Origin of the sequence: Serratia rubidaea (genome assembly GCF_016026735.1) — a bacterium.
GTDB lineage: Bacteria > Pseudomonadota > Gammaproteobacteria > Enterobacterales > Enterobacteriaceae > Serratia_B > Serratia_B rubidaea.
The window spans coordinates 4,867,252-4,890,277 of sequence record NZ_CP065640.1 but is presented as its reverse complement, the minus strand read 5'-3'; the positions used below and the strand labels follow the sequence as shown (position 1 = coordinate 4,890,277).

Sequence of the window (23,026 nt, the reverse complement as noted above, 5' to 3'; positions counted from 1 at the left end):
TCGCCATGACAATAACTCCTCAACAACTGATCGCACTGTTGCCGCTGTTGATCGTCGGATTGACGGTGGTGGTTGTGATGCTAGGCATTGCGTGGCGACGCGACCACTTTATCAACGCGACCCTGACCGTGATCGGTCTTAACCTGGCGCTGCTTTCGCTGTACTTTGTCGGCCAGGCTGGCCCGATGGACGTTACCCCGCTGCTGCGGGTTGACGGTTACTCCATGTTCTACACCGGGCTGGTGCTGCTGGCGAGTCTGGCGACCTGCACCTTCGCCTATCCTTGGCTGGTCGGTTATCCGGACAACCGTGAAGAGTTCTATCTGCTGGTGCTGATTGCCGCAATGGGCGGCATTCTGCTGGCGAGCGCCAACCATCTGGCCTCGCTGTTCCTGGGGATTGAGCTGATCTCGCTGCCGCTGTTCGGCCTGGTGGGCTACGCCTACCGCCAGAAGCGTCCGCTGGAAGCGGCCATCAAGTACATGCTGCTGTCAGCCGCCGCCTCCAGCTTCCTGCTGTTCGGCATGGCGCTGCTGTATGCGGAATCCGGCACGCTGGCGCTGTCCGGCCTCGGCAAGAGCCTCGGTGAAAACATGATGCACCAGCCGCTGGTTCTGGCCGGTATGGGCATGATGATCGTCGGCCTGGGCTTCAAGCTGTCGCTGGTGCCGTTCCAGCTGTGGACGCCGGATGTGTATCAGGGGGCGCCTGCGCCGGTTTCCACCTTCCTGGCCACCGCCAGCAAAATCGCCATTTTTGCGGTGGTGATGCGTCTGTTCCTGTACGCGCCGGCGGCCGACAGCGAAGCGCTGCGTACGGTGCTGGCGATTATCGCCTTCTGCTCCATCCTGTTCGGTAACCTGATGGCGATCAGCCAGACCAATATCAAGCGTCTGCTGGGCTACTCTTCTATCGCTCACCTGGGCTACCTGCTGGTGGCGCTGATTGCGGTGCAGACGCACCAGCTGTCGCTGGAAACCGTCGGCGTTTATATGGCCGGTTATCTGTTCAGCAGCCTGGGCGCCTTCGGCGTAGTCAGCCTGATGTCCAGCCCGTACAGCGGGCCGGATGCGGACTCGCTGTTCTCCTACCGCGGTCTGTTCTGGCATAAGCCGATTCTGTCGGCGGTGATGACGGTGATGATGCTGTCGCTGGCCGGTATTCCGATGACGCTGGGCTTTATCGGTAAGTTCTTCGTGATCGCGATGGGCGTCAGCGCGCACCTGTGGTGGCTGACCGGTGCGGTGGTGGTGGGCAGCGCCATTGGCCTGTACTACTACCTGCGCGTGACCGTCAGCCTGTACCTCAACGCGCCGGAAACGCTGTCGCGCGATACGCCGCGCAACTGGGCGCTGACCGCCGGCGGGGTGGTGGTGCTGATCTCCGCCGCGCTGGTGCTGGTGCTGGGTATCTATCCGCAGCCGCTGATTACGCTGGTGCAGATGGCGCAGCCGCTGTTCTGATTGCGTTGTTAACGTCAAAAAGGTCGCCGCGGCGACCTTTTTTTATGCCTGCAGTAATTACTGCGGACAGTTCTGAAATGCGGTTTCCAGCGCCTGCACCACCGCGCGCACCCGCGCGGCGCGCTGCAGATCGGGGTGCAGCACCAGCCAGATATCGACCCAGTCCTGGTTCTCCGGCAGCACCCGCACCAGATCGGGATCGTTATCCGCCAGGAACGAAGAGAGCAGGCCGATGCCGAGGCCGCTGCGGGTGGCGGAGCGCAGCAGCAGCTGCGAGTTACACTGCAGCACCACGTTCGGGTCGATCAGGGCTTCGCCGCAGAAGTTGCTCCAGTGGCGCGGCACCAGTTCGCGCGGGAACATCAGCAGATTGTGGCCGCGCAGGTGCTCGCCCTTGGCCGGCATGCCGTGCACGTCCAGATAGTGTTGCGTGGCGTACAGCCCCATCTCAATGGTCGCCAGCCGTTTGATAATCAGTTCGTCGGACTCCGGCCGCGCGCCGCGGATCGCCAGATCGGCGCCGCGGTAAGAGATATCAGAAATATTCACCGCGGTCAGCAGCGTCACGGTGATCTGCGGATGCTGTTCGCGCAGGCTGCGCAGCGCCGGGATAACGAAGGCTTCGGCCATGGTGTCGGTAGTGGCGATGCGCACATTGCCGCACAGGCTTTCGTCGCCGCTGGTCGCCTTGCGGGCGATGGCCTGCACGGCGTTTTCCATATTCTCTACGTCCGCCAGCATCTCTTCGCCCAGCGGGCTGAGGGAGAACGCCTTGGGAGTACGGATAAACAGCTTGGAGCCGAGGGACTCCTCAAAGGCGGAAATACGGCGTCCGACGGTGGCCTGGTCGACGTGTAGCTCATTTGCGGCCTTACGTAAAGTACCGCAGCGGGCTACGGCGAGGAAAAAGCGTGCATCATCCCAATTCATCAACGACTTCCTTCTTTGAGAGCGGCGGGATGCCACAGGGGGTTGTATTGGCTTATCCGTGTTGCAATGGGGGTTGCGCTAAAAATGAGTCACCCGTATCATAATTATCTATTATGTTTTATGGTATAAAAAAATGCATCATTGTGAAGCAATTTTGCATCTTTATTTTTACCTGCCGAACTTTATGCTAACGGATGCGCTGGCGTGATCTACCGCACAGTTCATCGTCGGCGACTCATTGGAGCCAGTCTCGATAGGCGGCAGCGCCTGGTGGAGATGCGCTCGACTCTCTATTGTGACTGGACATTAAACATGGCGTCTCACGCAGAAAATACGTGCGTTCCCGCAGCGGTGGCTAACGCGGGTGCGATCGCAGGCGGCTTCCCGGCCGCCGCCAAACCCGCGCTACACGGTAATAACGCCGACGTCATTATCCAGACGCTCGCCGAGCGCGGCATTCAGCATATCTTCTTGGTGCCGGGCAAACTGATCTATCCATTGATTAAGTCTATTGACGGTTCCTCGATCGCCGGGATCGTCGCAGCCCATGAAACCGCCTGCGGCTTTATGGCCGACGGCTATGCGCGCGCCAGCGGCAACTTCGGCGTGTGTCTTGGCATCTCCGGGCCGGGCACCATGAACTTCCTGCCGGCGATGGCGGCGGCGCAGGCGGATAAAATTCCGGTGATGTATCTGGCCGGCGGTATCGCCACCTATCACGAGGCGCAGGGCGCGTTTCAGGACGGCAGCAACAGCGGCATTGATGAGCTGACCATTGTCAAACCGCTGCTGAGCAACGCGATTGAGGTGAAGCAGGCGCATACGCTGCGGCACGAGTTGCGCCGCAGCCTGTCATGCCTGAACGGCCAGCGGAAAGGGCGCACCTATTTGAGCGTACCGGTGGATATACAAAAACGTCCGGCGCAGGAATCTTCCTCACCGGGAGCATCGCGCCGCCGTGAAACGGCGATTGACCTGCCGGCGCTGGACGCGCTGCTGGATGATTACCTGCTGCGCGGCCTGAATATCGCCTGCCTGGCCGGCAGCCGGGTGAATAATCCGCAGGATGCCGATTTGCTGCGCCGGCTGGCGGAAAAGTATCACCTGCCGGTCGCCACCACGCTGGCGGGGAAGGGAGCGTTCCCGGAGGGGCATCCGCTGGCGCTGGGCCTGTACGGCTTCGCCGGCCATACCCGGGCGGTGGAAACCATCAATGGCGAAGAGGTCGATGTGCTGCTGGTGCTGGGGTGCGATCTGAACCAGCGCGACAGCCTGAACTGGCACCCGCAACTGCACGGCACCAAAACGCTGGTGGTGATTGATGAAGACTTCGACCAGATCAGCTCGCACTATCAGCCGGACGTGCAGATTTTCTCCAACCTGAGCGCCGCGCTGCAGCACCTGCTGGCGGCGGCTGATAGCAACGAGCCTCACCTGGCCTGCGTGAATAAGCTGCGTAGCCAGTGGATGGGGCACGTCAGCCAGCTGCCGCTGGAACAGCGACAGCCGGACCGTACGGCGCGTATGATGGCGGGGGAAAAGCATCTGTATCCCGGCGAGGTGGTGGAGCATTTGCGCAGCCGCACCGCCGCGGACGCCAATGTGGTGGTGGATTCCGGGGCGCACCGTATCTTTATGGCTCACCATTGGCAAAGCCACGGCGTTGGCGATTATCATACCTCCAGCGCGCTGGCGCCGATGGGCTGGGCGATTTGCGCCGGGATCGGCATCAAACTGGCGGCGCCGCAGCGTGACTGCCTGGTGGTGACCGGCGACGGCTGTATGCTGATGCACGGCATGGAGATTCAGACCGCCGCCCGCTACCGACTGAAAATGACCTTTTTGGTGATGAATAACTGCGCGCACGGCGCGATGCATATCGACACCCTGCAGCAGAGCGGCGTCGGCGAGGCGTATACCGCGCTGCCGTCGCATGACTGGCGGGCGTTTGCCGGCAGTCTGGGCGTGGCCGCCGCCAGGGCCGCCACGCTGGACGAGCTGGATGCGGCGCTGGCCGCCGCAGCGGCGCATGACGGGCCGTATCTGATTGAAATGATGGTAGGGAACCATCGGGCGCCCAATCGTTACTATGCCGAGAGCGTGGCGGAATATGAGCAACGCATCCGCGAACAATGATCGGGAGTATTTACGCGGTTTTATAAAATTGCGGAGTGATAACAATGATGTGTCGGTCGGGCGTAATGGCGGCCATGATGCTGGCCTGTATGAATGCGTTGGCGGAAGAGAGCCATGGCGAAGGGATTAATAAACAGACGTTGCTGAAGACGGAAAACTCCTGGGAAGGGACGCCGTACGGCCATTATCCCGCCGGCGCGCCGCAGATCACCATGCTGAAGGTGACGGTGGAGCCGAACCGGGTGCTGGCCTGGCATACGCACCCCTGCATCAGCGCGGTGCACATGACCGCGGGCAGCGTCTCGCTGACGGTGGCGAAGACCGGAGAAAAGCGAACCTTCCGCCAAGGCGATTCGTTCACCGATACGGTCGACATTGTCCATCAGGGGCAGGCAGGCGCGCAGGGGGCGGAGATGCTGGTGTTCTTTGCCTGTGCGGATAATCGCCCGCTGACCATCGCCGAGGCCAAATAACCGGCGGACTTATCAAGGCGGCGCGTTCGGCCGCGATTAACGGGGAATATATGGTTGCGTTATGGATGCTGGTGGCCAGCGTGTTTTTTGCGCTGATGGGCGCCAGTATAAAGCTGGCATCGGCGAAGGTCGGCTTTTTCGACATTATCTTTTACCGCTCGTTCGTCAATGTGCTGATCGTCGCCGCGTTGATTAAGATAAAGCGTCTCGGTTTCCGGACCCGGCATCTGGGGCTGCATATGAAACGCGCGGCGATTGGCAACGCGGCAATGTACTGCGGTTTCTATTCCCTGATCCATTTACCGATCGCCACCGCGACGACGCTGGGTTACACCAACCCGATTTTTCAATCGGTGATTACCTTTATCACCGCCAAGGGCCAGCTGACCGGCAAACTGCTGTTTTCGGTGCTGCTGGGTTTTGTCGGCATTTTGGTGCTGCTGCGGCCGGATATGCCGCACGGCGAGTATGCGGCCACGCTGATTGGTCTGCTGTCCGGCCTGCTGACCGCATTGGCCTATTTTAACGTGGGCAAACTGGTGCGCACCGGCGAGCCGGAACTGCGGGTGGTGTTCTATTTTTCACTGGTTGGTACGCTGGTGGGGCTGGTGATGGCCGGCGCGATCGGCTTTGCCGCGCTGGATGCCGTCACGTTACTGAATGTCTGTGCGATTGGCGTTTTCGGCAGCCTGGGGCAGATCACCATGACGCGCGCCTACGGCAGCGGTAACCCGGTGATTGTCAGCATTCTGTCCTACAGCACAATTATTTTCTCTACGCTGCTCGGCTATCTGATCTTTGATGAGAAACAGTCGTATATTGCCGCCGTTGGCATGGCGCTGATTATTCTTTCCGGCGGCCTGGCGATTTTGCGGCGCGCGCCGGCGAAGGTGCGCCGTCCGGCCGCGGCGGCGCAGGATTAAGCCTCCTCAACGGCCGGCGCTAAAGGCGATCTTTCTGCTTCGGCGCGCGATGATACGCGCGCCGTTTCACTATTTCATTTTTTTACTTTTATTTTTTTCACTTATTTTTAGCGTGTTAGCCGATAAATAACGGGAAATTTTATTTATCGCTTAGTCGATTCTCTTATATCCTTATGCGTAATTTATCCATCGCCAGGGCTAGGCTTATGCGTAACTAACAGTAATAATAGATACTTATAACGCATTCGTCTGATAGCTTACGAGAGTATATAACTGACGGCCGGTATGCATAATTGAATCACCCTGATGCATTCTTGGCTATTTTGGCGGTTATTCCTGAACGGTATGATAAACGCGTTTCCTGATACGTTTTGGTTTTCAGGAAGGGGTGTTTATTACGGCCAAAGGCCGCAAGTTTCAGGAGAAAGAGATGTCTGACGGAGTGGCCGTTGAAGAAGCCGCTAAAGTGAAATCGGGCGCGTCGCATTTTGCCATTTTGCTATTTTTGGCGCTGGCGTTAATGTCGGCACTATTAAATAGCAGTGCACCGACGCCGCTGTATCCGCTTTATCAACATGAGTTAGGTTTAACGTCAGTCAGCCTGACAATTATTTATGGTGCTTATGCCGGCGGCGTGCTGATCTCGCTGTTCGGCGTAGGCAATATGGCCGGCAAAGTTCGCGACCTGCGCAGCATGATTGTGCCGGCTTTGCTGGTGGTATTGGCCGGCGCGCTGCTGTTCTCCATGGCGGATTCGTTCGTGATGATGTTTATGGCGCGCCTGCTGGCCGGTATCGGCACCGGTGCCCTGACCGGCGCGGCGAACATTGCGCTGGTGCGCTTCGGGCCGAAAGACGGCGGTAAGGTGGCGGCGCTGATTGCTACGCTGTCCTTTACCACCGGCCTGGCGCTGGGGCCGATTTTCAGCGGTCTGGCGCTGCAGACCGGGTTTTACACCACGTCATTGCCGTTTATCATCATTATGGCGGTGGCGGCGATCGCGGCGCTGGGCGTGATGCTGAAGTGGCCGGGGTCGGCGGCGGTTGCGCCGGCGGGGGATGTGCAGAGCACCGCCGCACCGGCCAAGAGTTCGCTGGCAGATGGCCTGCGCGCTACCGGCATCAAGTTTTACCTGTGTGCCGGCGCGCTGTTTACCTGCTGGGCGGTGGCCGCCAGCATTCTGGCGATTGGTCCGAACGTCGCGGAGAAATTGCTGGGCATGCATAGCCGTGGTATGTATGGCTATGTGATCGCGGTTTACCTGGTGATTGCCGGTATCAGCCAGATTTTGAGCCGCCGGATTAACGCGCGTCACTCGCTGATGTTTGGCTGTCTGGCGCAGGCGCTGTCGGTGGTGGTGTTCGCCGAAGCGATTCAGATCCACTCGCTGGGTCTGGCAGCGGCCGGTATGGTTATCGCCGGCTATGCTTACGGGGCGATTTTTGTCGGCAGCGCGACGCTGGTGAACCTGATTTCACCGAAGTCCAGCCATGCGCGACTGATTTCGCTGTTTTATGTGATTGCTTATATCGCCAACTGGGTGCCGATCCTGTTGGGGGTAGTTATCGACCATGCCAGCCTGCAGCTGGCGGTGAATTTACTGTTTATGGTCAGTGCAGTGGTATGCCTCGCCTTGGGGCTGCTGGTAACGCGAGCGGGATTCCCGCGCTAAGCCTGCGTTAGCCGCATACTGCACGACCGACGATTTCCCTGGTGTTGTTGTGTGTCATTTCCAGCGTGCTTGCACGCTGGTTTTTTTTGTCTGCTTCCCGCCTTGCCGCCGCCGCGTATTGCATGCGTTTGCTGATCGCGATCATATACAGCCGGACGCTTTTCGGTAAACTGCACGCTTCTTTTTTACCAGGGTCGGTATTATGAATGTACTTGTTGCCATTGCCGTTACCACCGGCATTCTTTCTGGCATCTGGGGCTGGGTTGCCCTCAGCCTCGGGTTGATCAGCTGGGCGGGCTTTTTGGGCTGCACGGCATATTTCGCCTGTCCGCAGGGCGGGGTAAAGGGCCTGTTGGTCAGCACGCTGACCTGTTGCAGCGGCGTGTTCTGGGCGATGCTGATTATCCACGGCAGCGCGCTGGAGCCGGCCTGGAGCCTGCTGGGCTATGTGCTGACCGGCGTGGTGGCGTTCCTGATGTGTCTTCAGGCCTGGCAGCAGTGGCTTAACTTTGTGCCGGGCACCTTTATCGGCGCCTGCGCCACCTTCGCCGGCGACGGCGAGTGGCGTCTGGTGACGCTGTCGCTGCTGGTGGGGCTGCTGTTCGGCTTTGCGATGAAAAACAGCGGCCTGTGGCTGGCGGCGCGCGGGCGCCGGGCTGGGGCGCCGGCCGCCTCAACGGCGGGAGACGCCTGACGGGGAACGTCAGGTTAGCGGCTATTCGTCTGGCGAGCGCCGGCAATTGTTGTCTATAGTTTAGGGACGGCGAACCTGCTATGCCGTACGGATCTCGGCGCGGCGCTGAAATCCGGCGGCGACAACAATGGAGAACGGTGAAATGACAAGATATACGGACGAAAGTCGCACCAACCTTGATGACGATCTGCGCATGCTCAGCGATACCCTGCAGGAAGTGTTGGACTATTCGGGCGATCGCGCCGATCAGGCTTATGTGGATATCAAGAGCCATGCGGAGCAGGCGCTGAAAGAGGTAAAGGCGCGCCTGAACGACGCTTCCGAAGGGTATTACGCGCGCGCCAAAGAGGCGGTGCATCGCACCGACGATTATGTGCGCGATAACCCCTGGCACAGCGTGGGCATCGGCGCGACGGTCGGTCTGGTTTTCGGGCTGTTGCTGGCCCGGAAGTAAAGCGTCGTACTGAGGGCGGCCGCGCTGCGGTCGCCCGCTCTCTTTTTCTGATTGTTCTGTTTCTGCCTGGCCGCCGGGCTTTATTTTTCCGACTCTCTCGCGGTTTTTACCGTATAATCCCCTACATTTCGTTTGGTTAATGAGGTGGCGGTGGAACATATCTCAGCATTGTTGCAGCAGTTGCGTCAGCGGCTGGCGCAACCTTTCCCAGACGCGGCCGGTTTCCGGCAGATCTCCCTTCCCGTCAGTGACGCATGCAGCGACGACCTGCTGGCGTGGTTGGCGGCGCAATCCACGTTTCCGCAGTTTTACTGGCGTCATCGGGATGAGCAGGAAGAAGTGGCGGTATGCGGCGCGCTGCGCCAGTTTAGCGATGCGGCCGCCGCGCAGGCGTTTATAGCGGCGCACCCCACGGCGCGCGTCTGGGGATTAACGGCCTTTGACGGCCCATCCTGCCTGTTTTTGCCACGCCTGGCGTGGCAGCGGCGCGATAAGCGCGCGAGCCTGACGCTTAACCTGTTTACGGAAAATGCGGCGGAGACGGCCGACTGGCTGGCGACATTGGCGCCGGCGACGCCGATCGCGCCGCTGCGGACGACGGTCGAGACGGTGGCGCACTATCCCGATGCAGCGGGCTGGACGCAGATGCTGCAGCAGGCGCTGACGGCGATTGCCGCTGAGCGGCTGGAGAAGGTGGTCTTGGCGCGCTGCAGCCGTCTCACGCTGGCGCAGCCGCTGCCTGCGCCGGCGCTGATGGCGGCCAGCCGCCGGGTAAATCATCGCTGCTACCACTTTATGCTGCGTTTTAGCGCCGGTTCCGCCTTTCTCGGCTCCAGCCCGGAGCGGCTCTATCTGCGCGACGGACGGCGGCTGTTGACCGAGGCGCTGGCCGGCACGGTGGCTAACGACGGCGATGACGCCCGGGCGCAGCAGTTGGCGCAGTGGTTGCTGGACGACCGCAAGAACCAGCATGAAAACCTGCTGGTGGTGGATGATATCTGCCAGCGCCTGCAGGGGCGCGTCAGCGCGCTGGACGTGCAGCCGCCGGAAGTGCTGCGTTTGCGTAAGGTGCAGCATCTGCGCCGCCGCATCGCCGGGCAGCTGCAGACGGCGGACGATGCGGACTGCCTGCAGCGTCTGCAGCCGACGGCGGCGGTTGCCGGTCTGCCGCGGCAGGCGGCGCGGGCGTTTATCGCCGCGCATGAGCCGGCGGCGCGCGGTTGGTACGCCGGCTGCGCCGGCTATCTGTCCGCCGAGCGCTCTGAGTTTTGCGTGGCGCTGCGCTCCTGCCAGATTGACGACGACAGCCTGCAGCTGTATGCCGGCGCCGGCATCGTCAGCGGCTCCGACCCGGCGCAGGAGTGGCAGGAGCTGGACAACAAGGCGGCGGCGCTGCGCAGTCTGCTGCAGCCGGAACCGACGACGGCTGAGGCCGCTGATTAATTGCGCGTATCTCCCTAATATTGATCGGCAAGAGGAATTCCTGTTAGCGGGATATCGCCTGTTTTTGCGCTGGCGCAAGGGTTGCCGGAATAACTGCTCATATAATTATTGTTAATGACTTTTAGTGCATTTGGTCGTGATGGTTATGTTCCCGGCCAATCGCTGTGACTTGTGAGCCAACTATGTCGACAAGTGTTTTTAACCGCCGCTGGGCGGCGTTGTTGCTGGAGGCGGTGTCCCGCCACGGCGTACGGCATGTGTGTATTGCGCCCGGCTCGCGTTCAACGCCGCTGACGTTAGCGGCGGCCGCCAACCCCGCCTTTATCTGCCATACCCATTTTGATGAACGCGGACTGGGCCACCTGGCGCTCGGTCTGGCGAAGGCCGGGCGCGAGCCGGTGGCGGTGATCGTGACCTCCGGCACCGCGGCCGCCAACCTGTATCCGGCGCTGATTGAAGCCGGGCTGACGGGGGAGCGGCTGGTGTTTTTCACCGCCGACCGGCCGCCGGAGCTGATTGACTGCGGCGCCAATCAGGCGATCCGTCAGCGCGGCCTGTATGCGTCCCATCCGGCGAGCAGCATCGACCTGCCGCGGCCGACGCCGGATATTCCCGCCCGCTGGCTGGTTTCCACCGTCGACGATGCGATGGCGCGGCTGTCGCACGGCGCATTACACATCAACTGCCCGTTTGCCGAACCGCTGTATGGCGGCGATGAGCGCGAGTATGCCGACTGGTCCGCCGCGCTGGGCGACTGGTGGACGGGAAACCGGCCGTGGCTGCGCGAGACGACGGCGCAGCAGACGCAGCAGGCGCAGCCGGACTGGTTTTTCTGGCGGCAAAAGCGCGGCGTCGTGGTGGCCGGACGCATCGACGCCGAAGAGGGCGAACAGCTGGCGCAGTGGGCGGCGACGCTGGGCTGGCCGCTGATTGGCGACGTGCTGTCGCAGACCGGTCAGCCGCTGCCGTGCGCCGATCTGTGGCTGGCGCAGCCGCAGGCGACGCGCCTGCTGGACAATGCGCAGCTGGTGATTCAGTTCGGCGGCAGCCTGACCGGCAAACGCCTGCTGCAGTGGCAGGCGAACTGCCAGCCGGAGGAGTACTGGCTGGTTGACGACCTGCCGGGGCGGCTCGATCCGGCGCAGCATCGCGGCCGGCGTATTTCTGCGACGGCCGGCGACTGGCTGGCGCTGCATCCGGCGCAGCCGCGCGCGCCCTGGGCCGCCGAGCTGCCGGCGTTGGCGCACGATGCATTCGAGACGGTGGCGGCTGAAGTACGCCACGACTTCGGCGAAGCGCAGCTGGCGCATCGCCTGCCGGAGCTGCTGCCGGAGAACGGGCAGCTGTTTTTGGGCAACAGCCTGGTGGTGCGGCTGGTTGACGCGCTGGCGCAGCTGCCCGCCGGCTATCCGGTGTTCAGCAACCGCGGCGCCAGCGGCATCGACGGCCTGATTTCCACCGCCGCCGGGGTGCAGCGCGCCGGCGGCAAACCTACGCTGGCGCTGGTGGGGGATTTATCCGCGCTGTATGACCTGAATTCTCTGGCGCTGCTGCGGCACTGTTCGGCGCCGACGCTGCTTGTCGTGGTGAATAACAACGGCGGACAGATTTTTTCCCTGCTGCCGACGCCGGAAGAAGAAAGGGAACGCTTTTACTGTATGCCGCAGGCGGTGGAGTTCCGTCATGCCGCCGCCATGTTCCAGCTGGCGTATGCGCAGGTTAGCGACTGGGAATCATTGCAACAGGCGGTTGAGCGCGGCTGGCGTCACCGCGGTGCGACGCTGATCGAGCTGCAGGTTACGCCAGCTGCGGGGGCGGAAACCTTACGCCGCCTGCTGGCGCAGATGGCGGCGCGCTGATGCTGGCCGCGCGCATACTGCAACGGGGCGAGCGCCAGCGCCCGTGGCTGGTTTGGCTGCATGGCCTGCTGGGCAACAATAATGAGTGGCGGGTGATCGCCGCCCGCTGCGCGCAATGGCCGTCGCTGGCGATCGATCTGCCGGGGCACGGCGAGTCGGCCGGCCAGCGCTGCCGCAGTTTTGCCGACGTCAGCCGGCAGATCGGCGCCACGCTGCGTCAGCATCAGATTGAACGTTACTGGCTGGTGGGCTATTCGCTGGGCGGGCGCATCGCCATGTATCACGCCTGCTACGGCGACACGGCCGGTTTGCAGGGGCTGGTGGTTGAAGGCGGCAACCCGGGGCTGACCAGCGATGAACTGCGCCGTCAGCGCTGCGAGCACGATGCCCGCTGGGCGGCGCGGCTGCGCGCCGAACCACTGGCGCAGGTGCTGGCGGACTGGTACCGGCAGCCGGTGTTTCACGAACTGAGTGCGCCTCACCGCGAGGCGCTGATTGAAGCGCGCTCGCACAATGACGGCCCGGCGGTGGCCGCCATGCTGGAGGCCACCTCGCTGGGTCGTCAGCCCTGGCTGGCGCCGCAGCTGCGGCAGTTGCCGCTGCCGAAGCTGGTGCTGTGCGGCGCCGAAGACGCCAAATTTCAAGCGCTGACGCGCGCGGCCGGCTTGCCGCTGCGCATCATCGAGCAGGCCGGGCACAATGCGCATCTGGCCAATCCGCGCGCGTTTGCCGCGCAGCTGAATGATTTTCTTGTTAATCCCGCTTAAAGGAATCGAACATGCTTTATCCGAATGAAGAACACCTGTATGCCGCCATCGACTGGCAAGACTGCAGCGGTGATTTCAGCGATATCCTGTATCACAAGTCGCATGATGGCATCGCGAAGATCACCATTAACCGCCCGCAGGTGCGCAACGCGTTCCGTCCGCAGACGGTAAAAGAGATGATTGAGGCGCTCGCCAATGCGCGCTACGACGACGGCATCGGCGCGATTATCCTCACCGGCGCGGGCGATAAGGCGTTCTGCTCCGGCGGCGATCAGAAGGTGCGCGGCGACTACGGCGGCTACCAGGACGACAGCGGCGTACACCACCTGAACGTGCTCGATTTCCAGCGCCAGATCCGCACCTGCCCGAAACCGGTGGTGGCGATGGTAGCCGGCTATTCGATCGGCGGCGGCCACGTGCTGCATATGATGTGCGACCTGACCATTGCGGCGGACAACGCGATTTTCGGCCAGACCGGCCCGAAAGTCGGCTCCTTCGACGGCGGCTGGGGCGCTTCTTATATGGCGCGCATTGTCGGCCAGAAAAAGGCGCGCGAAATCTGGTTCCTGTGCCGTCAGTATGATGCCCAGGCGGCGCTGGATATGGGGCTGGTGAATACCGTGGTGCCGTTGGCGCAGCTGGAGCGGGAGACCGTGCGCTGGTGCCGCGAGATGCTGCAGAACAGCCCGATGGCGCTGCGCTGTCTGAAGGCGGCGCTGAATGCCGACTGTGACGGTCAGGCCGGCCTGCAGGAGCTGGCGGGCAATGCCACCATGCTGTTCTATATGACCGACGAAGGTCAGGAAGGGCGTAATGCGTTCAACGAGAAACGCCAGCCTGACTTCAGCAAATTCAAGCGTAACCCGTAATGGCGGCCGCGGAGCGTAGTGCCGTCGTGTATCGCTACCGTCTGCCGATGGAGGCGGGCATTGTGCTGCGTCACCAGCGGCTGAAAACGCGCGACGGGCTGCTGGTGCATCTGCAGCAGGGCGAGCGCAGCGGCTGGGGCGAAGTTGCGCCGCTGCCGGAGTTCAGCCATGAATCGCTGGAGCAGGCGCAGCAGGCGCTGCTGAGCTGGCTGCCCGGCTGGCTGGACGGCGGTTTGCCGGCCGAGAGCGCGCTGCCGTCGGTGGCGTTTGGCGTCAGCTGCGCGCTGGCGGAGTGCGGGCGGCAGCTGCCGGCGGCGGCCGATTACCGCAAGGCGCCGCTGTGCACCGGCGACCCCGATGCGCTGTTTGCCGAACTGGCGGCGCTGCCGGGCGACAAGATCGCCAAGGTGAAGGTCGGGCTGTACGAGGCGGTGCGCGACGGCATGGTGGTCAATATGCTGTTGGAGGCGCTGCCGGATTTGCGCCTGCGGCTGGATGCCAACCGCAGCTGGACGCCGGCGCGGGCCGCCGGCTTCGCCAAATACGTCAACCCGGCGTGGCGTCAGCGCATCGCGTTTATTGAAGAGCCCTGCAAAACCCGCGACGAGTCGCGCGCGTTTGCCCGGGAGAGCGGCATTGCCATCGCCTGGGATGAAAGCGTGCGCGAGGCGGATTTTGTGGTGCAGGCCGAGGCGGGCGTGGCGGCGATTGTGATTAAACCGACGCTGACCGGCAGCCTGAGCCGCTGCCGCTTGCTGATTGAGCAGGCGCAGCAGGCCGGGCTGACGGCGGTGATCAGCTCCAGCCTGGAATCCAGTCTGGGGTTGACCCAGCTGGCGCGGATGGCGCACTGGCTGACGCCGGATACCGTGCCGGGGCTGGATACCCTGGGGCTGATGCAGGCGCAGCTGCTGCGTCGCTGGCCGGACTGCGCGCTGCCGCTGCTGGAGGTTGAGGCGCTGGAGTGCGTATGGCGCAGCTGAACGACTGGCCGTGGCGTTACTGGGCGCGGCGGCGGCCGGCGGACACCGCGCTGACGGTAGAGCGGCAGGCGATCAGCTGGCGGCAGCTGCGGCAGCGGGTTGATGCGCTGGCGGCCGGCTTCCAGCTTCAGGGCGTGACGCCGGGCTGCGGCGTGGCGCTGTGCGGCAACAATAATTATCCGCTGCTGCTGGCCTACCTGGCGCTGCTGCAGTGCGGCGCGCGGCTATTGCCGCTTAACCCGGCGCTGCCGGCGCAGACGCTGGCGGCGCTGCTGCCGGCGCTGGATATGCGGTTTGCCGTGGCGCCGGACGGTGCGCCGGCGGGAATAAGCGGCGTACCGCTGCTGGACGTCGATGCGGCGGGTAGCGCCGAAGCGTGCGACAGCGGCTGGCAGCCGGGGCGGCTGGCGACGCTGACGCTGACCTCCGGCTCCAGCGGCCTGCCCAAGGCGGCGGGGCACAGCTGCGCCGGACATCTGGCCAGCGCGGAAGGGGTGTTGCAGCTGATGACGTTTCAACCCGGCGACAGCTGGTTGCTGTCGCTGCCGCTGTATCATGTCTCCGGGCAGGGCATCGTCTGGCGCTGGCTGGCGGCGGGGGCGCAGCTGGCGGTACGCGCCGGCATGCCGCTGGCGCAGGCGCTGGCAGGCTGCAGCCACGCGTCGCTGGTGCCGACGCAGCTGTGGCGTTTGCTCAGTCAGCCGCAGGCATCATTAACGCTGAAAGACGTGCTGCTGGGCGGCGCGATGATCCCGCTGTCCCTGACGGAGCAGGCGGAGGCCCGCGGCATCCGCTGCTGGTGCGGCTACGGCCTGACCGAATTTGCTTCGACGGTGTGCGCCAAGCGCGCCGATGGGCTGCCGGGCGTCGGTATGCCGCTGGCGGGACGGGAAATCCGCCTGGTGGATGAGGAGGTGTGGATCCGCGCGGCGAGCATGGCGCTGGGCTACTGGCGCGATGGCCGGCTGTGGCCGATCGGCGATGCGCAGGGCTGGTTCCACAGCCGCGATCGCGGCGTGATGGCGCAGGGTGAACTGCGCATTATCGGCCGGCTGGATAATCTGTTTTTCAGCGGCGGCGAAGGCGTGCAGCCGGAAGACGTGGAGCGGGTGCTGGCGGCGCATCCGCAGATCTCGCAGGTGTTTGTGGTGCCGGTGGATGACGCCGAATTCGGCCAGCGTCCGGCGGCGGTGATTGAAGGGGACGGCGAGCTGTCGCTGGATGCGCTGCTGCAGTGGGCGCAGGGGCGGCTGGCGAATTTCCAGCGTCCCGTGGCGCTGTGGCATTTGCCGGAGCAGTTAAAAGGCGGCGGCATCAAGATTGCGCGCCGGCAGGTGCAGGAGTGGGCCGGCCGGCAGTGGCGGGCGGCGGATCGATAAGGGGCCGATATTCACGGCCCCCGTTGGCGCTGGTTTTAGTTAAGGCCCAGCGCCTTGGCGACGCCGGCGCCGTAGTCCGGATGGACGCGGGTGAACAGCTCCACCTGACGGCGCTGGATTGCCTCAGGCACCTGCGACAGCTCACCGGCGATGCGGGTGAACATCCGCTGATGCTCTTCAGCGCTTAACAACTCAAACAGCGCGCGCGGCTGGCTGTAGTAGTCGTCGTCTTCACGGTGGTTCCAGTGGTCGGCCGCGCCCTCAATGCTCAACGGCGGTTCGCTGAAGTCCGGCTGTTCCTGATACAGGCCAAAGCTGTTCGGCTCATAGGTTGCGCCGTTGCCGCTGTTGCCGTCCACGCGCATTGCGCCGTCGCGGTGGTAGTTATGGAACGGACATTTGGCGCCGTTGACCGGGATCTGGTGATGGTTGACGCCCAGGCGGTAGCGGTGCGCGTCGCCGTAAGAGAACAGGCGGCCCTGCAGCATTTTATCCGGCGAGAAGCCGATGCCGGGCACCACGTTGGCCGGGTTCATCGCCACCTGCTCAACCTCGGAGAAATAGTTGTCCGGGTTGCGGTTCAGCTCGAAGAAGCCGACGTCGATCAGCGGGTAGTCGGCGTGCGGCCACACCTTGGTCAGATCGAAAGGGTTGTACGGCGTCTGCGACGCCTCGTGCTCCGGCATGATCTGCACCTGCAGTTTCCAGCGTGGGAAATCGCCGCGTTCGATCGCCTCGAACAGATCGCGCTGCGAGCTTTCGCGATCTTTGGCGATGATCGCCTCGGCCTGATCGTCCATCAGGTTTTCAATGCCCTGTTCGCAGCGGAAGTGGAACTTCACCCAGAAGCGCTGATTGTCGGCGTTGATCAGGCTGAAGGTATGGCTGCCGAAGCCGTGTATATGGCGGTAGGATTTGGGCAGCCCGCGGTCGCTGAAGTCGATGGTCAGCTGGTGCAGCGACTCCGGCAGATGAGAGAAAAAGTCCCACTTGTAAACCGGGTTGCGCAGGTTGGTGCGCGGATCGCGCTTGACCACGTGGTTGAGATCCGGGAATTTGAGCGGATCGCGCAGGTAAAATACCGGCGTATCGTTGCCCACCAGATCCCAGTTGCCCTCTTCGGTGTAGAACTTCATGGCAAAGCCGCGGATGTCGCGCTCTGCGTCGGCCGCGCCGCGTTCGCCGGCCACGGTGGAGAAGCGCACGAACATTTCGGTCTGTTTGCCGATCTCAGAGAAAATTTTGGCGCGGGTGTACTGAGTGATGTCGTGGGTGACGGTAAAGGTGCCGTAAGCGCCGGAACCTTTGGCGTGCATACGGCGCTCCGGGATCACCTCCCGGTCGAAGTGGGCGAGTTTCTCCAGAAACCAGACGTCCTGCAGCAGCATCGGACCGCGTTTGCCGGCGGTGATGACATTATTATTATCCACAACCGGCGCGCCGGCCGCGGTGGTTAATCCTTTCTTGCTCATCCTGTGCTCCTTGATATGGCAGTTAACTGTGATAGCGCATACTCGGGTGACTCAGCATTACCTGCGGGGCGTGTCGCCGCCGCGCATCGGTAAAAGCACTATTATTTGTAGACCTATTAATCCGCTGCGGCAAATAGGTCTGAGTTATTGTTGCCGGTAACAGTGAGAATTTTCCTGCCGGTGGGCAAAAATTTACATTCGTCTGATTGGAAAAGGTTTTTCTCAGGCAGGCTGCGCTGATAGGCTGTTGCGCTTCGGTATAGAGAGTTCGCGTTACGATGGCCCGTTCAGGCATCGCATATCAGGCGAACCGTTCAACGCAATAAGGGAAAGCACATGAAGAAAAGTTTAGTGGCATGCGCAGCAGGCCTGCTGCTGGTCAGCGGAACGGCGAGCGCCATCGGCGTGTCCGCCGAAGCCGGGCGCCATTACACCAACCTGGGCGTCGGCCTCGGCAGCAACAGCGCCGGGTTCGGCCTGAACGGCAACTGGGCGCGCAGCGATCATGACGGCAACGTCGGCAGCCTGGGGCTGACCTTCAGCCTGCCGGCCGGCCCGCTGAGCGCCACCGTCGGCGGCAAGGCGCTGTATCTGAGCCCGAAAGAGGGTAAGGACGGCGGGGCACTGGCGCTGGGCGGCGGTCTGGAGTGGACCATCAACCGCTACTTCAGCCTGCATGGCGAAGGCTACTTTGCGCCGGATGCCTTCACCAGCGGCGTGAAGTCGTACAGCGAAGCCAGCGGCGGCCTGCGCTGGAACGTTCTGCGTCCGCTGAGCGTGGATGTCGGCTATCGCTATATGAAGATGGAAGGGAAAGACGGCCACCGCGACAATACGCTGGCCGACGGGCCGTATATCGGTGTCGGTTTGAGTTTCTGATCCGACGCCAGCGCAATAACAACGGGGGCCGCCAGGCCCCCGTTGTTATTTCCTGCTTAGCCCACCGCCGGCAGCAGCCCGCCGGCAATGCTTAACTGAATGGCAATCACCGCGATACCGCAGACAAACACCAGCGCCAGCGCCGGCGTTCCTCCCCACACGCGATACGCCGTCTGATGCTGGCGACGGGTTTTCCACACCAGCAGCGAAGGCAGCAGCAGCGCCAGCACCGCCAGCGCAATGGCGGCAAAGCCCAGCGCCAGCACGAAGCCGCGCGGGTAGAACAGTGCGAAGGCCAGCGGCGGCAGGAAGGTGATCAGACCGGTCTGCAGACGTCCCGCGGCGTTGTCCTTGCGTTTGCACAGGTCGGCCAGGAAATCGAACAGGCCGAGCGACACGCCGAGGAAAGAGGTCGCCAGCGCCAGGTCGGCGAACAGGTGCACCGTCAGTTCGACGTGCGGCGAGGCCACCACGTCGCGCATCGCCTGCAGCAGCCCGTTTAAGCCTGCCTGCTGCGCCAGAATGCCGATAAAGGTGTCTGAGTTAATGGTGCCGAGCGTCGCCAACTGCCAGAAGATGTAGGCCACCAACGGAATCGCGCTGCCGATGATAAAAATCCAGCGCAGTTTACGAATGTTGCCGCCCATGTAGTTGACGATGCTTGGCACGCTGCCGTGGAAACCAAAGGAGGTGAAGATCACCGGAATGGCCGACAGCGCCAGGCCCTGTTCCAGCGGCAGCGTCATCAGATTGGTTTGATGAATATTCGGCAGCATCAGGCCGAGCATCACGATCAAAAACACCACTTTGGCGCTGAACAGCAGGCGGTTGAACATATCCACCGAATGCGTGCCGATACACACCACGCCGCCGGCAATCAGGGTAAACAGCAGTACGCCCAGCGCATTGGACATATGGCTATTGGTCCACTGGCTGATGCTGGCCGCCAGCAACTCGCCGGCGCCGCTGATATAGGCGGCGGTCAGGGCATACATCAAAAACATCATGCTGAAACTGGTGAGCCACTGCCCGCCGCCGCCCAGATAGCGCTTCGCCAGGGTGCCGAGGCCGGTATCGGCCTGTTCATGCTGGTAGACCTCCACCAGCAGCAGGGCGGTGTAACACATCAACAACCACAGCCCGATCAGTAAACTCAGGGTTACGCCAAAGCCGACGCCGGCCGCCGCCAGCGGCATCGCCAGCATTCCGGCGCCGATAGAGGTGCCGGCTACGATAAAAACACTGCCAAGAGTGCGATTCTTCACGTTTTTCTCTGCGGTTGATGAGTTTGAAAAAATTATAGGTAACGATTTGCGTGAGCGGCAGGATAGTTGAAGGTGCAAAATATGTCAAACAGGCGTTACATTGCTTGTAAACTAATAATTACACCTGCGCGGGCGGTACGGTTATTCAGAAAAGTGCTTAGCGTGATAAGAAACGATTTATAGATAGTGAAAAGTTATTTACAGGCTTCTATAGTGGAATGACCAGAAAATGTGGGAGAGATCAATGTTAAGGGTTGAGATGCTCAGCACCGGCGACGAAGTGTTGCATGGGCAAATTATTGATACCAATGCGGCCTGGCTGGCTGACTATCTGTTCCAGCAGGGGATCCCGATGAGCGGGCGTGAAACGGTGGGGGACAGCCTCGCCTCGCTGATTGAAACGCTGCAGGCGCGCAGCCAGATTGCGGATATCCTGATCGTCAACGGCGGTCTGGGGCCAACCAGCGACGACCTCAGCGCGCTGGCGGCGGCGCAGGCCTCCGGCGTTGAGCTGGTGGAGCAGGCGGCGTGGATCGCCCGTATGGAAGCCTACTTCGCCGAACGCGGCCGGCCGATGGCCGCCTCCAACCGCAAACAGGCGCAGATCCCGGCTAACGCCGAGCTTATCGATAACCGCGTCGGCACCGCCTGCGGTTTTATGCTGCGGCTGAATAAATGCCTGATGTTCTTTACGCCCGGCGTTCCCTCCGAGTTTAAGACCATGGTTACGGAGCAGATCGTGCCGCGTCTGCGCCAGCATTTTACGCTGTCCGCGCCGCCGCTGTGCCTGCGGCTGACCACCTTTGGCTGTTCGGAAAGCGATTTGGCCGCCGAGCTGGACGGCATGCCGCTGCCGGAAGGCGTGGTGCTGGGCTACCGCTCCTCCAGCCCGATTATTGAGCTGAAGCTGACCGGCCCGCAGGCGCAGCGGGAGGCGATGGAGCGCGCCTGGCAGCGGGTGCGGCAGGTTGCCGGCGACAATACGATTTTTGAGGGCACGGCGGGGCTGCCGGCGGTGTTGGCGCAGCAGCTGCAGCAGCAGGGATTGAAGCTGGCGCTCAGCGAGCAGTTCAGCGCCGGCCTGATCAACCTGCAGCTGCAAAGCGCGGACGCGCCGCTGGCCGGGGGCGAGCTGCTGCCGTCGCACTGCCTGGAAACGCTGGAGACGGTGATCGCGCGCGCGCAATCGCTGGCGCAGCTGGCGGGCGCACAGCTGGCGCTGGCGGTCAGCGCGATGCAGGATGAGCAGGTCAGTATTGCGCTGCATACGCCGCGCGGCAGCGTCGGACAGACGGTGCGCTATCGCGCCTCACGCCATGGGTTGCGCCTGCGGCAGGAGTCGGTGGCGATGCTGGCGTTGGATATGCTGCGTCGCTGGCTGGCCGGCGGGCAGGTATGCGGTAAAAACGGCTGGCTGGAGATGGTGGAGATCATCGAATAGCAAAGCGTTGATGCTGATGATATATCCCTTATTAATCATAAAGTTATAGGGGGTATTCGTTGCGGGACAATGCTGCTATTCTGCTTGCGGGTGCTTGAGTCTGTTCGTCTTGAGCATGGTGTGGCAGGGCGGATAAATGAAAGCCCCAGACTGACTCTAAATCAGAATGGGGCTGCACATACCGCCTAGACACCGGTATGGTAGCCCCTTCACCGCAAGGAGGCAAGCAGTGCATAAAAAATATGCGCTACACCTGTTAGTTGTTGTATGCATTACGGTTTTAATATTCTTTGGAATGATAAAAGGTTCGCTCTGCGAGCTGAAGATTGACCAGGGGAATATTACTATCCATATGACGCTGGCATGTGATGTGAAGCGGTAATCATAGTGCGGGATAACGTGATACGGCGAAAGGCGGACAAGGCCGTCGCGGCGTTTCGCCAAGGTTGCTGCAGGGCGGCAACCGGGTTATCCCGCCTATTTCCGGCATCCGGGCGTTGGTTCAGGCACCCTTTTACAATTCCAGTTCGATATCCGCCTGCGGCATACAGCAGCAGGGCAGGATCTCGCCGTCATTGATAAACGCCAGCGGCTGCTGGCGATAGACCACCTGGCCCTTCACCAGCTTGAGCCGGCAGGCGCCGCAATAGCCGGAGCGGCACTGATATTCCACCTGCACGTCGTGCAGCTCCAGCACGTCGAGCAGGCTGTTTTTATCCGCCGGACAGCGTAGCTGCGTGCCGGAAGCCCGCAGCGTGACGGTTGGCGTCGCCATCTTACAGCTCGAAATCGCTCAGGTCGTCGGCGTTGACCTCGGAATCGATCTGGCCGACCAGGTAGGAGCTGACTTCCACTTCCTGCGGCGCCACCTGTACGTTGTCGGACACCAGCCAGGCGTTGATCCACGGAATCGGGTTGGAGCGGGTTTCGAACGGCGCGCCCAGCCCGACGGCCTGCATGCGGATGTTGGTGATGTATTCCACGTACTGGCACAGAATATCTTTGTTCAGGCCGATCATCGAGCCGCCGCTGAACAGGTATTCGGCCCACTCTTTTTCCTGCTGCGCCGCCAGGACGAACAGGTCATAGCACTGCTGCTGGCATTCAACGGCGATCTCGGCCATTTCCGGGTCGTCGGCGCCGGAGCGCATCAGGTTCAGCATATGCTGGGTGCCGGTCAGGTGCAGCGCTTCGTCACGGGCGATCAGCTTGATGATTTTGGCGTTGCCTTCCATCAGTTCGCGCTCGGCAAAGGCGAATGAGCAGGCGAAGCTGACGTAGAAGCGGATCGCCTCCAGCGCGTTGACGCTCATCAGGCACAGGTACAGCTGCTTTTTCAGCGCGCGCAGATTGACGGTGACGGTTTTGCCGTTCACCTGATGCTCGCCTTCTCCCAGCAGATGGTAATAGCCGGTCATCGCGATCAGATCGTCATAGTAGGACGAAATGTCTTTCGCGCGCTTTTTGATCTCTTCGTTGGTGACGATATCGTCAAACACCAGCGCAGGATCGTTAACGATATTGCGGATGATGTGGGTGTAGGAGCGGGAGTGAATGGTCTCGGAGAAGGACCAGGTTTCCACCCAGGTTTCCAGCTCGGGGATCGAAATCAGCGGCAGCAGGGCGACGTTCGGGCTGCGGCCCTGAATGGAGTCCAGCAGCGTCTGATACTTCAGGTTGCTGATGAAGATATGTTTCTCGTGTTCCGGCAGGGCCTGATAGTCGATGCGATCGCGGGAAACGTCCACTTCTTCCGGACGCCAGAAGAAGGACAGCTGTTTCTCGATCAGTTTTTCAAAAATTTCATATTTTTGCTGGTCGAAACGCGCGACGTTGACCGACTGGCCAAAGAACATCGGTTCGAGCAGTTGATCGTTTTTTTTCTGAGAAAAAGTGGTGTAAGCCATGAGCCTGAATCCTTTGA

22 protein-coding genes are annotated in these 23,026 nt (G+C 61.9%); 16 read left to right on the top strand and 6 right to left on the bottom strand.

Going from position 1 to position 23,026, the window contains the following annotated elements:
* Positions 1-5: 5 nt before the first annotated feature.
* Positions 6-1,463, top strand: coding sequence for an NADH-quinone oxidoreductase subunit NuoN (gene nuoN / locus I6G83_RS22985; RefSeq protein ID WP_015673148.1), 1,458 nt, complete (start codon positions 6-8; stop codon positions 1,461-1,463).
* A 57-nt stretch (positions 1,464-1,520) separates the two neighbouring features.
* Here the strand turns inward: nuoN and I6G83_RS22980 are convergent, their stop codons facing one another.
* On the bottom strand, positions 1,521-2,396 hold the full coding sequence (locus I6G83_RS22980; RefSeq protein ID WP_054305399.1) for a LysR family transcriptional regulator: 876 nt from the start codon (positions 2,394-2,396) through the stop codon (positions 1,521-1,523).
* A gap of 309 nt (positions 2,397-2,705) precedes the next feature.
* Between I6G83_RS22980 and I6G83_RS22975 the strand changes: the two genes are divergently transcribed.
* The 4 genes from I6G83_RS22975 to I6G83_RS22960 all read left to right on the top strand — a co-directional run bounded on the left by I6G83_RS22975 (position 2,706) and on the right by I6G83_RS22960 (position 7,597).
* The gene (locus tag I6G83_RS22975) at positions 2,706-4,529 is read left to right on the top strand and encodes a thiamine pyrophosphate-binding protein (protein WP_054305400.1); all 1,824 of its coding nucleotides are present in this window, start codon (positions 2,706-2,708) and stop codon (positions 4,527-4,529) included.
* A 44-nt stretch (positions 4,530-4,573) separates the two neighbouring features.
* On the top strand, positions 4,574-5,002 hold the full coding sequence (locus tag I6G83_RS22970; RefSeq protein WP_171020756.1) for a cupin domain-containing protein: 429 nt from the start codon (positions 4,574-4,576) through the stop codon (positions 5,000-5,002).
* A gap of 50 nt (positions 5,003-5,052) precedes the next feature.
* Positions 5,053-5,925: a DMT family transporter gene (locus I6G83_RS22965; protein ID WP_054305401.1), complete on the top strand. Its 873-nt coding sequence runs from the start codon at positions 5,053-5,055 to the stop codon at positions 5,923-5,925.
* 430 nt (positions 5,926-6,355) lie between these two features.
* Positions 6,356-7,597, top strand: coding sequence for an MFS transporter (locus I6G83_RS22960; RefSeq protein WP_015673143.1), 1,242 nt, complete (start codon positions 6,356-6,358; stop codon positions 7,595-7,597).
* 7 nt (positions 7,598-7,604) lie between these two features.
* Here the strand turns inward: I6G83_RS22960 and I6G83_RS22955 are convergent, their stop codons facing one another.
* Positions 7,605-7,742 carry a hypothetical protein gene (locus I6G83_RS22955; protein ID WP_156484017.1) on the bottom strand — a complete coding sequence of 46 codons (138 nt, stop codon included), beginning with the start codon at positions 7,740-7,742 and terminating at the stop codon, positions 7,605-7,607.
* Between the two features lie 57 nt (positions 7,743-7,799).
* Between I6G83_RS22955 and I6G83_RS22950 the strand changes: the two genes are divergently transcribed.
* The 8 genes from I6G83_RS22950 to menE all read left to right on the top strand — a co-directional run bounded on the left by I6G83_RS22950 (position 7,800) and on the right by menE (position 16,045).
* Positions 7,800-8,291 (top strand): DUF1097 domain-containing protein, encoded by a 492-nt coding sequence (locus tag I6G83_RS22950; protein ID WP_054305402.1) that lies wholly within the window; start codon positions 7,800-7,802, stop codon positions 8,289-8,291.
* A gap of 142 nt (positions 8,292-8,433) precedes the next feature.
* On the top strand, positions 8,434-8,745 hold the full coding sequence (gene elaB / locus I6G83_RS22945; protein ID WP_054305405.1) for a stress response protein ElaB: 312 nt from the start codon (positions 8,434-8,436) through the stop codon (positions 8,743-8,745).
* A 150-nt stretch (positions 8,746-8,895) separates the two neighbouring features.
* On the top strand, positions 8,896-10,188 hold the full coding sequence (menF, locus tag I6G83_RS22940; protein WP_054305403.1) for an isochorismate synthase MenF: 1,293 nt from the start codon (positions 8,896-8,898) through the stop codon (positions 10,186-10,188).
* Positions 10,189-10,370: 182 nt separating this feature from the next.
* The gene (gene menD, locus I6G83_RS22935) at positions 10,371-12,047 is read left to right on the top strand and encodes a 2-succinyl-5-enolpyruvyl-6-hydroxy-3-cyclohexene-1-carboxylic-acid synthase (protein ID WP_062779033.1); all 1,677 of its coding nucleotides are present in this window, start codon (positions 10,371-10,373) and stop codon (positions 12,045-12,047) included.
* Positions 12,047-12,814 carry a 2-succinyl-6-hydroxy-2,4-cyclohexadiene-1-carboxylate synthase gene (gene menH / locus I6G83_RS22930; protein ID WP_054306499.1) on the top strand — a complete coding sequence of 256 codons (768 nt, stop codon included), beginning with the start codon at positions 12,047-12,049 and terminating at the stop codon, positions 12,812-12,814. Before menD ends, menH begins: the two co-directional genes overlap by 1 nt.
* Before the next feature lie 11 nt (positions 12,815-12,825).
* The gene (gene menB / locus I6G83_RS22925) at positions 12,826-13,683 is read left to right on the top strand and encodes a 1,4-dihydroxy-2-naphthoyl-CoA synthase (RefSeq protein WP_015673137.1); all 858 of its coding nucleotides are present in this window, start codon (positions 12,826-12,828) and stop codon (positions 13,681-13,683) included.
* The gene (gene menC / locus I6G83_RS22920; protein WP_054306500.1) at positions 13,683-14,666 is read left to right on the top strand and encodes an o-succinylbenzoate synthase; all 984 of its coding nucleotides are present in this window, start codon (positions 13,683-13,685) and stop codon (positions 14,664-14,666) included. The genes menB and menC overlap by 1 nt, the downstream gene beginning before the upstream one ends.
* Positions 14,654-16,045, top strand: a complete 1,392-nt coding sequence (menE, locus tag I6G83_RS22915) for an o-succinylbenzoate--CoA ligase (RefSeq protein WP_054306501.1) — start codon at positions 14,654-14,656, stop codon at positions 16,043-16,045. The genes menC and menE overlap by 13 nt, the downstream gene beginning before the upstream one ends.
* Positions 16,046-16,080: 35 nt before the next feature.
* Here menE and katA read toward each other — a convergent pair whose 3' ends face one another.
* Positions 16,081-17,517: a catalase KatA gene (gene katA / locus I6G83_RS22910; protein ID WP_054306502.1), complete on the bottom strand. Its 1,437-nt coding sequence runs from the start codon at positions 17,515-17,517 to the stop codon at positions 16,081-16,083.
* 336 nt (positions 17,518-17,853) lie between these two features.
* Here katA and I6G83_RS22905 point away from each other — a divergent pair, with 336 nt between their 5' ends.
* Entirely contained in the window at positions 17,854-18,396 is a 543-nt protein-coding gene (locus I6G83_RS22905; protein WP_015673133.1) for a YfaZ family outer membrane protein, read from the top strand.
* Between the two features lie 56 nt (positions 18,397-18,452).
* On the opposite strand, the gene tyrP is transcribed toward I6G83_RS22905, so the two are convergent.
* Positions 18,453-19,661, bottom strand: a complete 1,209-nt coding sequence (gene tyrP / locus I6G83_RS22900; protein ID WP_015673132.1) for a tyrosine transporter TyrP — start codon at positions 19,659-19,661, stop codon at positions 18,453-18,455.
* Between the two features lie 244 nt (positions 19,662-19,905).
* Between tyrP and I6G83_RS22895 the strand changes: the two genes are divergently transcribed.
* Both I6G83_RS22895 and I6G83_RS23695 read left to right on the top strand, forming a co-directional pair.
* Positions 19,906-21,102, top strand: a complete 1,197-nt coding sequence (locus I6G83_RS22895; protein ID WP_062779036.1) for a nicotinamide mononucleotide deamidase-related protein YfaY — start codon at positions 19,906-19,908, stop codon at positions 21,100-21,102.
* 166 nt (positions 21,103-21,268) lie between these two features.
* Entirely contained in the window at positions 21,269-21,484 is a 216-nt protein-coding gene (locus I6G83_RS23695) for a Hok/Gef family protein (protein WP_082394676.1), read from the top strand.
* Between the two features lie 132 nt (positions 21,485-21,616).
* On the opposite strand, the gene yfaE is transcribed toward I6G83_RS23695, so the two are convergent.
* Positions 21,617-21,877: a class I ribonucleotide reductase maintenance protein YfaE gene (gene yfaE / locus I6G83_RS22885; RefSeq protein WP_015673129.1), complete on the bottom strand. Its 261-nt coding sequence runs from the start codon at positions 21,875-21,877 to the stop codon at positions 21,617-21,619.
* 1 nt (position 21,878) lies between these two features.
* The gene (nrdB, locus tag I6G83_RS22880) at positions 21,879-23,009 is read right to left on the bottom strand and encodes a class Ia ribonucleoside-diphosphate reductase subunit beta (RefSeq protein ID WP_015673128.1); all 1,131 of its coding nucleotides are present in this window, start codon (positions 23,007-23,009) and stop codon (positions 21,879-21,881) included.
* Between the last annotated feature and the right edge of the window lie 17 nt (positions 23,010-23,026).

What these genes read in the sequence shown, in the direction of transcription:
- nrdB (WP_015673128.1), bottom strand. Translation starts at nt 23,009, where the DNA reads ATGGCTTACACCACTTTTTCTCAGAAAAAAAACGATCAACTGCTCGAA.
- I6G83_RS22965 (WP_054305401.1), top strand. Translation starts at nt 5,053, where the DNA reads ATGGTTGCGTTATGGATGCTGGTGGCCAGCGTGTTTTTTGCGCTGATG.
- I6G83_RS22955 (WP_156484017.1), bottom strand. Translation starts at nt 7,742, where the DNA reads ATGATCGCGATCAGCAAACGCATGCAATACGCGGCGGCGGCAAGGCGG.
- menC (WP_054306500.1), top strand. Translation starts at nt 13,683, where the DNA reads ATGGCGGCCGCGGAGCGTAGTGCCGTCGTGTATCGCTACCGTCTGCCG.
- menB (WP_015673137.1), top strand. Translation starts at nt 12,826, where the DNA reads ATGCTTTATCCGAATGAAGAACACCTGTATGCCGCCATCGACTGGCAA.
- katA (WP_054306502.1), bottom strand. Translation starts at nt 17,517, where the DNA reads ATGAGCAAGAAAGGATTAACCACCGCGGCCGGCGCGCCGGTTGTGGAT.
- elaB (WP_054305405.1), top strand. Translation starts at nt 8,434, where the DNA reads ATGACAAGATATACGGACGAAAGTCGCACCAACCTTGATGACGATCTG.
- menE (WP_054306501.1), top strand. Translation starts at nt 14,654, where the DNA reads ATGGCGCAGCTGAACGACTGGCCGTGGCGTTACTGGGCGCGGCGGCGG.
- nuoN (WP_015673148.1), top strand. Translation starts at nt 6, where the DNA reads ATGACAATAACTCCTCAACAACTGATCGCACTGTTGCCGCTGTTGATC.
- I6G83_RS23695 (WP_082394676.1), top strand. Translation starts at nt 21,269, where the DNA reads ATGGGGCTGCACATACCGCCTAGACACCGGTATGGTAGCCCCTTCACC.
- I6G83_RS22905 (WP_015673133.1), top strand. Translation starts at nt 17,854, where the DNA reads ATGAAGAAAAGTTTAGTGGCATGCGCAGCAGGCCTGCTGCTGGTCAGC.
- I6G83_RS22975 (WP_054305400.1), top strand. Translation starts at nt 2,706, where the DNA reads ATGGCGTCTCACGCAGAAAATACGTGCGTTCCCGCAGCGGTGGCTAAC.
- I6G83_RS22950 (WP_054305402.1), top strand. Translation starts at nt 7,800, where the DNA reads ATGAATGTACTTGTTGCCATTGCCGTTACCACCGGCATTCTTTCTGGC.
- I6G83_RS22895 (WP_062779036.1), top strand. Translation starts at nt 19,906, where the DNA reads ATGTTAAGGGTTGAGATGCTCAGCACCGGCGACGAAGTGTTGCATGGG.
- I6G83_RS22960 (WP_015673143.1), top strand. Translation starts at nt 6,356, where the DNA reads ATGTCTGACGGAGTGGCCGTTGAAGAAGCCGCTAAAGTGAAATCGGGC.
- yfaE (WP_015673129.1), bottom strand. Translation starts at nt 21,877, where the DNA reads ATGGCGACGCCAACCGTCACGCTGCGGGCTTCCGGCACGCAGCTACGC.
- menH (WP_054306499.1), top strand. Translation starts at nt 12,047, where the DNA reads ATGCTGGCCGCGCGCATACTGCAACGGGGCGAGCGCCAGCGCCCGTGG.
- menD (WP_062779033.1), top strand. Translation starts at nt 10,371, where the DNA reads ATGTCGACAAGTGTTTTTAACCGCCGCTGGGCGGCGTTGTTGCTGGAG.
- I6G83_RS22970 (WP_171020756.1), top strand. Translation starts at nt 4,574, where the DNA reads ATGATGTGTCGGTCGGGCGTAATGGCGGCCATGATGCTGGCCTGTATG.